The organism is Staphylococcus taiwanensis (assembly GCA_020544305.1).
In the GTDB taxonomy this organism is placed as follows: domain Bacteria; phylum Bacillota; class Bacilli; order Staphylococcales; family Staphylococcaceae; genus Staphylococcus; species Staphylococcus taiwanensis.
In genome coordinates, this window is record CP058667.1 from 1,350,002 (window position 1) to 1,363,581 (window position 13,580).

15 protein-coding genes are annotated in these 13,580 nt (G+C 31.3%); 13 read left to right on the forward strand and 2 right to left on the reverse strand.

Annotation, left to right across the window (positions count from 1 at the left end):
- Positions 1-73: 73 nt before the first annotated feature.
- From gcvT to gcvPB, 3 genes are read left to right on the forward strand one after another with little or no spacing between them, the layout of a single operon-like run.
- Complete coding sequence (gene gcvT, locus HYI43_06420) at positions 74-1,165, forward strand: glycine cleavage system aminomethyltransferase GcvT (GenBank protein UDI78188.1); 1,092 nt, start codon at positions 74-76, stop codon at positions 1,163-1,165.
- Between the two features lie 16 nt (positions 1,166-1,181).
- Positions 1,182-2,534: an aminomethyl-transferring glycine dehydrogenase subunit GcvPA gene (gene gcvPA, locus HYI43_06425; protein ID UDI78189.1), complete on the forward strand. Its 1,353-nt coding sequence runs from the start codon at positions 1,182-1,184 to the stop codon at positions 2,532-2,534.
- Positions 2,521-3,999, forward strand: coding sequence for an aminomethyl-transferring glycine dehydrogenase subunit GcvPB (gene gcvPB / locus HYI43_06430; protein UDI78190.1), 1,479 nt, complete (start codon positions 2,521-2,523; stop codon positions 3,997-3,999). Before gcvPA ends, gcvPB begins: the two co-directional genes overlap by 14 nt.
- Positions 4,000-4,120: 121 nt before the next feature.
- Here the strand turns inward: gcvPB and HYI43_06435 are convergent, their stop codons facing one another.
- Positions 4,121-4,507 (reverse strand): rhodanese-like domain-containing protein, encoded by a 387-nt coding sequence (locus HYI43_06435; GenBank protein UDI78191.1) that lies wholly within the window; start codon positions 4,505-4,507, stop codon positions 4,121-4,123.
- 148 nt (positions 4,508-4,655) lie between these two features.
- On the opposite strand from HYI43_06435, the gene HYI43_06440 reads away from it, so the two are divergent.
- On the forward strand, positions 4,656-5,486 hold the full coding sequence (locus HYI43_06440) for a lipoate--protein ligase family protein (GenBank protein ID UDI78192.1): 831 nt from the start codon (positions 4,656-4,658) through the stop codon (positions 5,484-5,486).
- Positions 5,487-5,824: 338 nt separating this feature from the next.
- Here HYI43_06440 and HYI43_06445 read toward each other — a convergent pair whose 3' ends face one another.
- Positions 5,825-6,406 (reverse strand): hypothetical protein, encoded by a 582-nt coding sequence (locus HYI43_06445; protein UDI78193.1) that lies wholly within the window; start codon positions 6,404-6,406, stop codon positions 5,825-5,827.
- Positions 6,407-6,509: 103 nt separating this feature from the next.
- Here HYI43_06445 and HYI43_06450 point away from each other — a divergent pair, with 103 nt between their 5' ends.
- The 9 genes from HYI43_06450 to HYI43_06490 all read left to right on the forward strand — a co-directional run bounded on the left by HYI43_06450 (position 6,510) and on the right by HYI43_06490 (position 13,448).
- Positions 6,510-7,568 carry an aminopeptidase P family protein gene (locus tag HYI43_06450; protein ID UDI78194.1) on the forward strand — a complete coding sequence of 353 codons (1,059 nt, stop codon included), beginning with the start codon at positions 6,510-6,512 and terminating at the stop codon, positions 7,566-7,568.
- A gap of 27 nt (positions 7,569-7,595) precedes the next feature.
- Positions 7,596-8,153, forward strand: coding sequence for an elongation factor P (gene efp / locus HYI43_06455; protein UDI78195.1), 558 nt, complete (start codon positions 7,596-7,598; stop codon positions 8,151-8,153).
- A 224-nt stretch (positions 8,154-8,377) separates the two neighbouring features.
- A complete protein-coding gene (gene accB / locus HYI43_06460; protein ID UDI78196.1) occupies positions 8,378-8,863 on the forward strand; it encodes an acetyl-CoA carboxylase biotin carboxyl carrier protein in 486 nt (161 codons plus the stop codon).
- Positions 8,863-10,218, forward strand: a complete 1,356-nt coding sequence (gene accC, locus HYI43_06465; GenBank protein UDI78197.1) for an acetyl-CoA carboxylase biotin carboxylase subunit — start codon at positions 8,863-8,865, stop codon at positions 10,216-10,218. Before accB ends, accC begins: the two co-directional genes overlap by 1 nt.
- 13 nt (positions 10,219-10,231) lie before the next feature.
- Positions 10,232-10,591 carry an Asp23/Gls24 family envelope stress response protein gene (locus HYI43_06470; GenBank protein UDI78198.1) on the forward strand — a complete coding sequence of 120 codons (360 nt, stop codon included), beginning with the start codon at positions 10,232-10,234 and terminating at the stop codon, positions 10,589-10,591.
- A gap of 32 nt (positions 10,592-10,623) precedes the next feature.
- A complete protein-coding gene (gene nusB / locus HYI43_06475) occupies positions 10,624-11,010 on the forward strand; it encodes a transcription antitermination factor NusB (GenBank protein UDI78199.1) in 387 nt (128 codons plus the stop codon).
- A gap of 18 nt (positions 11,011-11,028) precedes the next feature.
- Entirely contained in the window at positions 11,029-12,366 is a 1,338-nt protein-coding gene (locus tag HYI43_06480) for an exodeoxyribonuclease VII large subunit (protein UDI78200.1), read from the forward strand.
- Entirely contained in the window at positions 12,359-12,589 is a 231-nt protein-coding gene (locus tag HYI43_06485; protein UDI78201.1) for an exodeoxyribonuclease VII small subunit, read from the forward strand. Before HYI43_06480 ends, HYI43_06485 begins: the two co-directional genes overlap by 8 nt.
- Positions 12,567-13,448, forward strand: coding sequence for a polyprenyl synthetase family protein (locus HYI43_06490; protein UDI78202.1), 882 nt, complete (start codon positions 12,567-12,569; stop codon positions 13,446-13,448). Before HYI43_06485 ends, HYI43_06490 begins: the two co-directional genes overlap by 23 nt.
- Positions 13,449-13,580: the final 132 nt, after the last annotated feature.

The following is a 13,580-nucleotide window of genomic DNA, read 5'->3' on the forward strand; positions in this document are numbered from 1 at the left end:
TCCTGGATTAAGTGTATAAACAGGGTAGCTTTGGCTACTCTGTTTTTTTATAAAAATAATAGGGGGTTTTCAAATGACAAGCGAATTAAAAAAAACACCATTATATCAAAATTATGTTGATAGTGGTGCTAAAATAGTAGAATTCGGTGGATGGGCTATGCCTGTTCAATTTACAAGTATCAAAGAAGAACATAATGCAGTTCGATATGAAGTTGGTATGTTCGATGTAAGCCACATGGGAGAAATCTCAATTAAAGGTAATGATGCTAGTAAATTTGTCCAATACTTACTTTCAAATGATACTAATAACCTAACTGATACTAAAGCTCAGTATACTGCTTTATGTAATGAAGAAGGCGGTATTATTGATGATTTAGTAACATACAAATTAGGTGACAATGATTATTTATTAATTGTGAATGCTGCTAATACAGATAAGGACTTTGATTGGGTTCAAAAACATGCTTCTAAATTTGATGTTGAAGTTTCAAACCTTTCTGATCAATATGGTCAGTTAGCTGTCCAAGGTCCTAAAGCAAGAGATTTAGTGAGTGAATTAGTAGATATTGACGTAAGTGAAATGAAACCATTTGATTTTAAACAAGGCGTAACACTATTTGGTAAAACTGTTATTTTATCTCAGTCTGGCTATACAGGTGAAGACGGTTTTGAAATTTATTGTAATTCAAAAGACACAGTAGATATTTGGAACGGCTTTATAGAACATAAAGTTGTGCCATGTGGATTAGGTGCTCGAGACACTTTAAGATTAGAAGCTGGCTTACCATTACATGGTCAAGATTTAACTGAATCAATCACTCCCTATGAAGGTGGAATTGCATTTGCAGCCAAACCATTAATTGAAGAAGATTTCATTGGTAAATCAGTACTAAAAGACCAAAAAGAAAATGGTTCAGAGCGTAGAACTGTTGGCCTAGAATTGCTTGAAAAAGGTATTGCTAGAACTGGATTTGCGGTTTTAGATCTTGATGGTAATGAAATTGGGGAAGTTACTTCAGGGACACAATCTCCATCTTCTGGTAAATCAATTGCTATGGCAATTATTAAACGTGATGAATTCGAAATGGGACGCGAATTATTAGTACAAGTTAGAAAAAAACAACTTAAAGCTAAAATTGTTAAGAAAAATCAAATTGAAAAATAATTAAGGGGTGTGTATTGTGAGTCATCGTTATATACCATTAACTGAAAAAGATAAAAAAGAAATGTTAGATACGATTGGTGCTAAATCTATTAACGAATTATTTGGTGATGTGCCAGAAGATATTTTATTAAACAGGGACTTAAATATCGCTAGTGGCGAAGCTGAAACAACTTTATTAAGAAGACTAAATAAAGTAGCTAACAAAAACGTTACTAAAGAAACACATGCTTCATTCTTAGGAGCAGGCGTTTATGATCATTATGCACCAGCTGTAGTTGATGCTATGATTTCACGTTCAGAATTCTATACGGCTTATACACCTTATCAACCAGAAATTTCTCAAGGTGAATTACAAGCTATTTTTGAATTCCAAACACTTATTTGTGAATTAACAGACATGGATGTTGCTAACTCATCAATGTACGATGGTATTACAAGCTTTGCAGAAGCGTGTATCTTAGCATTTAATCATACTAAGAAAAACAAAATAGTTGTTTCTAAAGGTCTTCACTATCAAGCACTTCAAGTTCTTAAAACTTACGTAAAAGTACGTGAAGATTTTGAAATTGTAGAAGTAGACTTAGATGGAACGATTACTGATTTAGACAAGTTAGAAAAAGCAGTTGATGATGAAACTGCAGCTGTAGCAGTACAATATCCTAACTTCTATGGTTCAATTGAAGATTTAGAAAAAATTCATTCATTTATTGAAGATAAAAAAGCTCTATTTATTGTTTATGCTAATCCTTTAGCATTAGGATTACTTACTCCACCAGGAACATTTGGCGCTGATATTGTTGTTGGAGATACTCAACCGTTTGGTATTCCTACACAATTTGGTGGTCCACACTGTGGTTATTTTGCAACAACTAAAAAATTAATGCGTAAGGTACCTGGTAGATTAGTTGGTGAAACTGAAGATGATGAAGGTAATAGAGGATTTGTTTTAACATTACAAGCTCGTGAACAACATATTCGTCGTGATAAAGCAACTTCAAATATTTGTTCTAACCAAGCTTTAAATGCATTAGCATCATCTATTGCTATGTCTGCTTTAGGTAAACAAGGTATTTATGATATTGCAGTTCAAAACTTAGAACATGCTAATTATGCAAAAAATCAATTCAAAGAAAATGGTTTTAATGTTTTAGAAGGTATGTCATTTAACGAGTTCGTTGTTAAATTTGATAAGCCAATTAAAGAAATTAATCAAAAATTAGTTGATGAAGGATTTATTGGTGGTTTTGATTTAGGAGAAGCTTCTAAAGACTTTGAAAATCACATGCTAATTGCTGTTACTGAATTAAGAACTAAAGATGAAATTGATACATTTGTTAAGAAAGCTGGTGAGCTAAATGGTAGTAAGTAAATCAAGTCCATTAATTTTTGAAAGATCTAGAGCAGATAGATATGCATACTCATTACCTCAAAGTGATATTAAGACAGATCCAGTTGAAAATATTTTAGATGATAAATTTATTCGTAAAAATAGAGCTGAATTTCCTGAAGTGGCTGAGTTAGACTTAGTTCGTCACTACACTGAATTATCTAATAAAAACTTTGGTGTAGATTCAGGTTTCTATCCTTTAGGTTCTTGTACAATGAAGTATAATCCTAAAATCAATGAAAAAGTTGCACGTATTCCTGGATTTGCAGAATCTCACCCATTACAAGAAGAAGAACAGGTACAAGGTTCTTTAGAAATTATTTATAGTTTACAAGAAGAACTTAAAGAAATTACCGGTATGGATGAAGTTACATTACAACCAGCAGCAGGTGCACATGGTGAATGGACTGCATTAATGATATTTAAAGCTTATCATCTTAATAATGGTGAAGGACATCGTAATGAAGTTATTGTACCTGACTCAGCTCATGGTACAAATCCAGCGTCAGCTTCTTTTGCTGGTTTCAAAGCTGTTACTGTTAAATCAAACGAACGTGGAGAAGTTGACATTGATGACTTAAAACGCGTTGTAAATGAAAATACAGCTGCTATCATGTTAACTAATCCTAATACTTTAGGAATTTTCGAAAAAAATATTATGGAAATCCGCGAAATCGTACATGAAGCAGGAGGTCTTTTATATTATGATGGTGCAAATTTAAATGCCATTATGGATAAAGTACGTCCTGGTGACATGGGCTTTGATGCTGTTCACTTAAACTTACACAAAACTTTCACAGGCCCACACGGTGGCGGTGGTCCAGGTTCTGGTCCAGTAGGTGTGAAAAAAGAATTAGCTAGTTACTTACCTAAACCAATGGTTATTAAAGACGGCGATACTTTTAAATACGACAATGATATTAAAAATTCTATTGGCCGTGTAAAACCATTCTATGGTAACTTTGGTATCTATTTAAGAGCATACACTTATATTAGAACAATGGGTGCTGAAGGATTAAGAGAAGTTTCTGAAGCAGCAGTACTTAATGCCAATTATATTAAAGCTAGCCTTAAAGAGCATTATGAAATTCCATATGAACAATATTGTAAACATGAATTTGTTCTTAGTGGTTCTAAACAAAAAGAGCACGGTGTACGTACTTTAGATATGGCTAAACGTCTATTAGACTTTGGTGTACATCCACCAACTATTTACTTCCCACTTAACGTGGAAGAGGGTATGATGATTGAACCAACTGAAACTGAATCTAAAGAAACATTAGATTACTTCATTGATGCAATGATTCAAATTGCCGAAGAAGCTAAAAATAACCCAGATACTGTTTTAGAAGCACCTCATACTACTATCATTGATAGATTAGATGAGACAAAAGCTGCTCGTAAACCAGTACTAAAATTTGAAAACCTTCATGAAGAAAAAGAATAATAATTAATTTTACCACCAATTTCATGTACGAAATTGGTGGTTTTATTTTCATAATTATTTAGATACTATTAATAAAAAAACTCTTAGAGTTATATTCTCTAAGAGCAAATCATATGTTTGATTATTTTTTTGTTTTAATTTTGCCAGTCCATTTTTTATATCCACCTTTAAGTAAATATAAATCTTTGTAACCATTCTTTTTCAGAATACGAGCTGCACGATATCCTGCAACACCATTTGCATCACAGAGATATATTGGCTGGTCTTTTCTTAAGCCTTGATATCTTTGGCTAAACATTGACATTGGAATATTACGTGCGCCATTAATATGTCCATAGTCATAGTCTACTTTTTCACGCACATCTATTACTTGTGCTTTTCTTAAACCTTTATGAAAATCATTTTGGTCTAATTCAGTCACTGCACGTTTGTTAATAAACCAATTTCCTAGCATGTAAAGAATTATTAAGACTATAATAACCAAAGCTATAATCAAAGATACATTCATATTGCATCCTCCCTAATTAACCGATATTATAATTATAAGGCTGATAGCTAAATTTATCAAAATTTTTTTTAGTGTTTTTTTAGTATTATTTGATATAAATTATTATATTATTTAAAAAATGATTAAATGTTGTGATTGGAGTTTTTTTATGACTGAAACTTGGAATTTTATAAACACAGGTAGCCACGACCCTTATTATAATATGGCGATGGATGAAGCATTATTAAATTTTGTCTCTAGAGGAGAAATTGATCCAGTAGTACGCTTTTATACTTGGGATCCTGCGACGTTATCTGTAGGTTATTTTCAAAGATTACAAAAAGAAATTGATATCGATAAAGTCAAAGAAAAAGGATTCGGTTTAGTTAGACGTCAAACAGGTGGTAGAGGTGTTTTACACGATAAAGAACTAACATATAGTGTTATTGTTTCTGAATCGCATCCTAATATGCCATCTACTGTTACTGAGGCTTATCGAGTAATTTCTGAAGGCTTATTAGAAGGTTTTAGAATTCTTGGATTTGAAGCATATTTTGCAATTCCACGTTCTAAAGAAGAAAGAGAAAAATTGAAGCAACCAAGAAGTGCTGTATGTTTTGATGCTCCAAGTTGGTACGAGTTAGTGGTTGAAGGACGTAAAATCGCCGGTAGTGCTCAAACTCGTCAAAAAGGCGTTATTTTACAACATGGATCACTATTACAAGATGTTGATGTAGATGAACTTTTCGATATGTTTAAATTTAAAAATGATCGTTTAAAAGATAAAATGAAAAAAGCTTTTGTTGATAAAGCTGTAGCAATTAATGATATCTCTGATAGACACATTACAATTGAAGAAATGGAAAAAGCATTTGAAGAAGGATTTAAAAAAGGTTTAAATATAGATTTCAAGCCACTTATACTTTCTGATACGCAATTACAAGAAGTTAAAGATTTAGAAGATAAGTATCGTTCAGATGAATGGCTATATAAAAAATAAACAAATTAAGGCTGAGGCAATTTAATATTGTCTCAGCCTTAATTAATACATGGCAACAAAGTATCAATAGAAACCTCTAATGATTGTTACTGAATACTTGTTATAGTTATTTTCGTTTTTTTCTTTTATATTTTCTAACAGCTCTTCGGTATTTTCTTTGCTCTTCAGTTAAAAAGAAAAAGTAATATATCAAATAAATAATAATAGCTAGAATAACGAAAGTGAAAATCGTCTTTGCAAAGGACATTAAAAATATATTTAGATTTAAAACTAAACCTATTGCTGCAATGATTAATACAAAATAAAATAGAATTTTTTTCAATTTTAAAACTCCTAAACTAAGAATTACTAGACATATTTATTTGCGATAATTTAGTTTGCCCTTGTTTCAATTTATTCTTATCATTATTTTCATATCCATTTTTAATATTTTTAAAAGATGATTGTAAATCTTTATTTATTTGACGAATGTTTTTATCTTCTTGTTTATTATTTCCAGTTAAGTTTTTAGATGAGACAGCACTTCTATATTTACTGTATGCATTATCAATATCATTTGAAATCGAATCTAGTTTTTCAGCGTTTTGTTTTTTATCTTCTTTTTTCTTTTTACTTAAATCAATTTGATTATAATCACTAATAACTTTAGTAATACTTTGATAATATTGCGATGACGCTTCTAAAAATTTAGCTTCTTTATCGTTATCCGCGGTTTTAGAAACATCTTTTTTGTCTTTATTTAATCCTTCTACTTGGGATTTTTGATTACTTATATCTTGATTTAGTTGTTGAATATCTAATTTTAAATCATGATTTTCATCTCTTAATTTGGTTGTTTTATCTTCTAAAGGTCCTAAATTTTGGGAGCCACAACCAACCAATAAGCATGACGCTCCTAATATAACTATTAATTTTTTCATGAAACTCTCCCTAAATCAAAATCTCTTTATTTATAAAATAATTATGCTATTATTTTAAAGTAAATAGAGGAAATGTACAAACGTTATACTAGAGGTGATAAGAATGGATAAATTAACTAAGATTCATGAAGTATTAGACAAATATCAATTAGACGCTTTAGTGATTTTATCTGATTACAATAGAAGATATTTATCAGATTTCACTGGTACAAGTGGTGCGTTATTAATAACACGCAACTATCAAAAACTAATTACAGATTTCCGTTACATAGATCAAGCAACCAAACAAGCGAATCATTTTGAAATTGTTAAACGAAGTGGTGGTCTAATAGAAGAACTTATTTCATTAATTAATCATGATAATTTAAAAAAAGTTGGTTTCGAGGGACACCTAGTAAGCTATGATACTTTCCAATTATTAAATCAATCTAATGCTAATTTTATTAGTATTGGTGAAACTATTGAGGATCTCAGACAAATTAAAACCACTGATGAGATAGATAAAATTAAAATTGCAGCAAAAATTGTGGATGATACTTACAATTATATCTTAAAAACCGCCAAAGCAGGAATGACTGAAAAAGAATTAAAAGCAAAACTTGAGAGTAAAATGCTAGAATTAGGAGCAGATGGTCCTTCATTTGATACAATAGTCGCTTCAGGCCATAGAGGTGCATTACCTCATGGTGTAGCTAGTGATAAGGTAATTGAAAAAGGTGATATGATAACTTTAGATTTTGGAGCATATTATCAAGGCTACTGTTCAGACATAACTAGAACTTTTGCTATTGGTGAACCTGACGCTAAAATGCGTGAAATTTATGATATTGTATTAAAATCACAAATTAAAGCTATAAATGAAATTAAACCTGGCATGTCTGTTAGTGAAGCAGATGCATTATCTAGAAGTTATATCGAATCTAATGGGTACGGTGCTGAATTTGGTCACTCGTTAGGTCATGGCATAGGCCTAGATATTCATGAAGGCCCATTGTTATCTAAAAATGCAAAGGGTACGGTTCAAGTAAATAATTGTGTTACTATTGAACCAGGTATTTATGTAGAAGGTCTTGGTGGGGTACGCATTGAAGATGATATTTTAATCACTGAAAATGGTTGTGAAGTCTTTACTAAATGCACAAAAGACCTTATTATTTTATAGAAAGCGTATAATTGAGGAGGAAACTGAATGATTTCGGTTAATGATTTTAAAACAGGTTTAACTATTTCTGTAGATAATGGTATTTGGAAAGTGATTGATTTCCAACACGTAAAACCAGGTAAAGGCTCAGCCTTTGTACGTTCTAAATTACGTAATTTAAGAACTGGTGCAATTCAAGAAAAAACGTTTAGAGCAGGTGAAAAAGTTGAGCAAGCTCTAATTGAAAATCGTCGTATGCAGTATTTATATGCTGATGGTGATAATCACGTGTTCATGGATAATGAAACTTTTGACCAAACTGAATTATCTGCAGATTATTTAAAAGACGAATTAAAATACTTGAAAGCTAATATGGAAGTTCAAATTCAATCTTATGAAGGCGAAATGATTGGAGTTGAATTACCAAAAACTGTTGAATTAGAAGTAACTGAAACTGAACCTGGTATCAAAGGCGATACTGCTACAGGTGCTACTAAATCAGCTACAGTTGAAACTGGTTATACTTTAAATGTTCCTTTATTCGTCAATGAAGGCGATATTTTAGTAATTAACACTGGTGATGGTAGCTACATCTCTAGAGGTTAATTTATTATTCATAGAAATAAGTCTTTCTGATATCTATTAGAAAGACTTATTTTTTTAATATCATAACTATATTAATTGTACCAAGTAATTACTTTAAATTATGTATGTAAAAACATACATTTGATAAGAACTGTCACTATGATAATGAGACATGCTTGAATTGGTAGTTACAGTCAAGTAAAATAGATTGGTAGATGAAAACTAAGTCGAGGAGTCAGTAACTTATGAATTTTAAAGAAATAAAAGAATTAATCGAAATTCTTGATCAATCAAGTTTAACTGAAATTAACATTGAAGATAATAAAGGAAGCGTAGTTAATTTAAAAAAACAAAAGGAAACAGAAATTATTACGCCTCAATATACGCAACAAGCTGCACCAATGGTTGCACCACAAAATACAACTTCAGCACAATCACCAACAAATGATGAAGCTTTGACTGACAGTACAGAAAGTACTTCAACTAATGATTCAAACTATGAAACAATCAACGCACCTATGGTAGGGACATTCTATAAGTCTCCATCACCTGAAGAAGATGCTTATGTGCAAATAGGTGACAAAGTAACGAATGAGTCAACGGTTTGTATTCTTGAAGCTATGAAACTATTTAATGAAATTCAAGCTGAAGTATCAGGTGAAATTGTAGAAATACTAGTAGAAGACGGGCAAATGGTAGAGTATGGCCAACCGTTATTTAAGGTGAAATAATGAAAAAAATATTAATAGCTAACCGTGGAGAGATTGCGGTTAGAATTATTAGAGCATGTCATGATTTAGGCATACAAACAGTAGCTATTTATTCTGAAGGAGACAAAGACGCACTACATACTCAAATTGCTGATGAAGCATATTGCGTCGGTCCAACTCAGTCTAAAGATTCATATTTAAATATTCCTAATATTTTATCCATTGCTACGTCTACTGGTTGTGATGGCGTACATCCTGGTTACGGATTTTTAGCAGAAAACGGAGACTTTGCAGAGCTATGCGAAGCTTGCCAATTGAAATTTATTGGACCGAGCTTTGAATCTATCCAAAAAATGGGAATCAAAGATATAGCAAAAGCGGAAATGATTGCTGCAAATGTTCCCGTTGTCCCTGGAAGTGACGGCCTAGTAGAATCAATATCAGATGCTAAAAAAATTGCTAATGAAATTGGTTATCCAGTCATCATTAAAGCTACTGCTGGTGGTGGCGGTAAGGGTATACGTGTAGCTCGTAATGAAAAGGAACTCGAAAACGGATATCGCATGACTCAACAAGAAGCTGAAACTGCTTTTGGTAATGGTGGATTATACCTTGAGAAATTCATTGAAAATTTCCGCCATATCGAAATTCAAGTGATTGGAGATCAATTTGGTAATGTTATTCATCTTGGCGAACGTGATTGTACAATACAAAGACGAATGCAAAAGTTAGTAGAAGAATCTCCTTCACCAATTTTATCAGATGCACAACGTCATGAGATGGGTAATGCTGCTGTTAGAGCTGCTAAAGCTGTTAATTATGAAAACGCTGGCACGATAGAGTTTATCTATGATTTAAATGACGATAAGTTTTACTTCATGGAGATGAACACTCGTATTCAAGTTGAACATCCAGTTACAGAAATGGTTACTGGAATAGATTTAGTGAAACTTCAATTAAAAGTAGCCATGGGTGAAGCCCTACCTTATTCTCAAGAAGATATTTCTATAAATGGACATGCAATTGAATACAGAATCAACGCTGAAAATCCATACAAAAATTTCATGCCTTCTCCAGGTAAAATTACACAATATTTAGCACCAGGCGGCTACGGTGTAAGAATCGAATCAGCTTGTTATACTAATTACACAATTCCACCATATTATGATTCAATGGTAGCTAAATTAATTGTTCATGAACCTACTAGAGAAGAAGCGATTATGACAGGTATCAGAGCGTTAAGTGAGTATTTAATTTTAGGAATTGATACAACGATACCATTCCATCTTAAACTCATGAATAATGATATATTTAGAAGTGGTTCTTTCAATACTAATTTCTTAGAAAAATATAATATTATGGATGATAACGAGTAGGAGGTTAAATCTCATGGTAAATGTAGCAGATTATTCTAATTCTAACCTAGGCAAAATTGAAATTGCGCCAGAAGTCATTTCTGTAATTGCTAGTATTGCAGTTTCTGAAGTAGATGGCGTAACTGGGCATTTTGCAGAATTGAAAAATAGCAACATTGAAAAAGTTAGTCGTAAAAATCTAAATAAAAATTTGAAAATTGATACTAAAGAAAATGGTATTCAAATAGACGTATATTGTTCTATTAAACATGGCATTAAAATTTCAAAATTTGCTAGCAAAGTCCAATCCTCAATATTTAACTCAATTAAAACAATGACTGCTATTGAACCAAAAGAAATTAACGTTCACATCATGCACATTACTGCAGAGTAATTTAATACCAAACATTTATTAAGGAGTTTGTTATGAGTCGAAAAGAATCCAGAAAACAAGCGTTTCAAACATTATTTCAGTTAGAAATGAAAAATACTGATCTAACCATAAATGAAGCGATTAATTTTATAAAAGATGATTATCCAGACTTGGATTTTAATTTTATTCATTGGCTAGTAACTGGCGTTAAAGATCATGAACCTGTACTAGATGAAACAATTGAACCTAAATTAAAAGATTGGTCAATTCAACGTTTATTAAAAACAGATCGTATCATTTTAAGAATGGCTACATTCGAATTACTTCATAGTGAAACGCCACCTAAGGTAATCATCAATGAAGCAGTAGAATTAACAAAACAATTTAGTGATGATGATCATTACAAATTTATCAATGGCGTACTGAGTAATATAAAATAATTAATTTGAGTGATGACAATGTCTGAATATCTAAGTGTAACAACTTTAACAAAATATATTAAATATAAGTTTGATCAAGATCCACATTTGCAATCAATCTTATTAAAGGGTGAGCTATCTAACTTCAAAAAGCATTCAAGTGGCCATTTGTACTTTAATGTTAAAGATAAAGGCAGTGTAATTAGTGCGATGATGTTTAAAGGAAGTGCATCCAAACTTACATTTGAACCTAAAGAGGGTGACGAAGTACTTCTAGAAGCTCGAGTTTCAGTATATGAACGTCGTGGAAATTATCAAATTTATGTTAATAAAATGGAATTAGACGGTATAGGTAATTTGTACCAAAAATTGGAACAACTCAAACAAAAATTAACTAAAGAAGGCTATTTTAATAATGAACATAAAAAGCCCATACCACGATTTCCTATGAAAATAGCTATTTTAACTGCTAGCACTGGCGCAGCAATAAGAGATATCCATTCTACAATTGATAGTAGATATCCTTTAGTTGAAAAAATTTCATTAAGCACACTAGTACAAGGCGAAAATGCTAAAAATGATATTATTTCTAAAATAGAAGAGGCAGATACGCTTGGGGTCGATACGATTATCGTAGGTCGTGGTGGCGGTTCAATTGAAGATTTATGGAATTTTAATGAAGAAGAAGTAGTTAAAGCAATTTATAATTGTAAAACGCCAATTATATCTGCTGTTGGCCATGAAACAGATTTCACATTAAGTGATTTTGTTGCTGATGTAAGGGCAGCAACTCCAACTCAAGCTGCTGTAATTGCAACACCAGATCAATATGAATTAATGCAACAAATTAAACAATATCAATTTTCATTAACAAAACATATAAAACAATTCTTAGATAAACAACGAAAACAATTAAATCATACTTCTTCATATTATAAATTTAAACAGCCATCACTATTATATGATCAACAATTACAACGAAGAGATGATTTAGAAAAACAATTAAAGCAATTAGTATACGCTAAGATTGAAAATAAAAAATATGAAGTTAAAGTCTTAAAACAACACTTTAATATTAAAAATCTAAGTCATTCTATCGTTCGAAATCAAAAATATATAACGAGTCAGCAAGAACGTCTACGCAATATTACATTAAAAAATATTGATAAAAATAAAACTGAACTTAAGAGTAAAATTGAGCTATTAGACAACTTAAGTCCAACTAACACAATGCTACGTGGGTATTCTATAGTTAACAAAGATGATAAAGTAATTACGAGTACTCATGATTTAAAAGAAAACGATAATATTAAATTATCTATGAAAGATGGAAGTATTGACGCTATCGTTAAGAAAGTTAGGTGTGAAGATGAGTAAAGAACAACAAAGTTTTGAAGAAATGATGCAAGAATTAGAAAATATTGTTCAAAAATTAGATAATGAAACTGTTTCTTTAGAAGAGTCCTTAGATTTATATCAACGCGGTATGAAATTATCAGCTGCTTGTGATACAACTTTGAAAGATGCTGAAAATAAAGTGAATCAATTAATTAAAGATGAAGCAGAGGATGAAGATAATGACAAAAATGTCAATGAATAAGTTAATTGAACAAATTAATAATGATCTTGACGGTGTGATTGAAACTTCGCCATTAAATACTAATTTGGAAGAAAGTATGCAATATTCACTCAATGCAGGTGGAAAAAGAATTCGACCTTTACTTGTCTTTATAACTCTAAATGTTTTGAATGAAAATTATCAAAAAGGCAAACAAACTGCACTGGCCTTAGAAATGATTCATACGTATTCACTGATTCATGACGATTTACCTCCGATGGATAATGATGATTATAGACGAGGCAAGCTCACTAATCATAAAGTTTATGGTGAATGGAAAGCCATTTTAGCAGGAGATGCACTATTAACTAAAGCGTTTGAATTAATAGCAAATGACCAATTATTAGATAATGATGTTAAAATTAAATTAATATCTAGATTGGCTCATGATAGTGGTCATCTTGGCATGGTTGGTGGACAAACACTTGATATGCAAAGTGAAAATACACCCGTAGATTTGGCTACACTTGAAAAAATACATAAAGCTAAAACGGGTGCATTACTTAAGTTCGCTATTTTAAGTGCAGCAGACATAGCAAAAGCAAACACTACTATTTTAAAAGCATTAGATGAATTTAGTGAACATTTAGGTTTGATGTTTCAAATTAAAGATGATTTATTAGATGTCTATGGTGATGAATCTAAATTAGGCAAAAAAGTAGGTAGCGATCTTGAAAATCATAAAAGTACATATGTGTCACTCCTTGGTAAAGATGGCGCCGAAAGTAAATTAGACTATCATAGAAATGCTGCAATTGATTCTGTTAATGAACTTGCACCTAATTATGACATTCAACCGTTACTTGATATCGTTGAATTATTTTATAACCGTGATCACTAAACATAATTAAAAATTAAAGTTGATCAATTATTGATGCGCCTCTTAAGTTGGACAAATGATGCTAACTTGAGAGGTGCATTATTATTAACTTTTTGCATTTATATTTATAAATTTATACATAAATATAGTGAT

Excerpts from the sequence above, each read along its gene's own strand:
- gcvT (UDI78188.1), top strand. The coding sequence starts at position 74 with ATGACAAGCGAATTAAAAAAAACACCATTATATCAAAATTATGTTGAT.
- gcvPB (UDI78190.1), top strand. The coding sequence starts at position 2,521 with ATGGTAGTAAGTAAATCAAGTCCATTAATTTTTGAAAGATCTAGAGCA.
- HYI43_06435 (UDI78191.1), bottom strand. The coding sequence starts at position 4,507 with ATGAATGTATCTTTGATTATAGCTTTGGTTATTATAGTCTTAATAATT.
- HYI43_06440 (UDI78192.1), top strand. The coding sequence starts at position 4,656 with ATGACTGAAACTTGGAATTTTATAAACACAGGTAGCCACGACCCTTAT.
- HYI43_06445 (UDI78193.1), bottom strand. The coding sequence starts at position 6,406 with ATGAAAAAATTAATAGTTATATTAGGAGCGTCATGCTTATTGGTTGGT.
- HYI43_06450 (UDI78194.1), top strand. The coding sequence starts at position 6,510 with ATGGATAAATTAACTAAGATTCATGAAGTATTAGACAAATATCAATTA.
- efp (UDI78195.1), top strand. The coding sequence starts at position 7,596 with ATGATTTCGGTTAATGATTTTAAAACAGGTTTAACTATTTCTGTAGAT.
- accB (UDI78196.1), top strand. The coding sequence starts at position 8,378 with ATGAATTTTAAAGAAATAAAAGAATTAATCGAAATTCTTGATCAATCA.
- accC (UDI78197.1), top strand. The coding sequence starts at position 8,863 with ATGAAAAAAATATTAATAGCTAACCGTGGAGAGATTGCGGTTAGAATT.
- HYI43_06470 (UDI78198.1), top strand. The coding sequence starts at position 10,232 with ATGGTAAATGTAGCAGATTATTCTAATTCTAACCTAGGCAAAATTGAA.
- nusB (UDI78199.1), top strand. The coding sequence starts at position 10,624 with ATGAGTCGAAAAGAATCCAGAAAACAAGCGTTTCAAACATTATTTCAG.
- HYI43_06480 (UDI78200.1), top strand. The coding sequence starts at position 11,029 with ATGTCTGAATATCTAAGTGTAACAACTTTAACAAAATATATTAAATAT.
- HYI43_06485 (UDI78201.1), top strand. The coding sequence starts at position 12,359 with ATGAGTAAAGAACAACAAAGTTTTGAAGAAATGATGCAAGAATTAGAA.
- HYI43_06490 (UDI78202.1), top strand. The coding sequence starts at position 12,567 with ATGACAAAAATGTCAATGAATAAGTTAATTGAACAAATTAATAATGAT.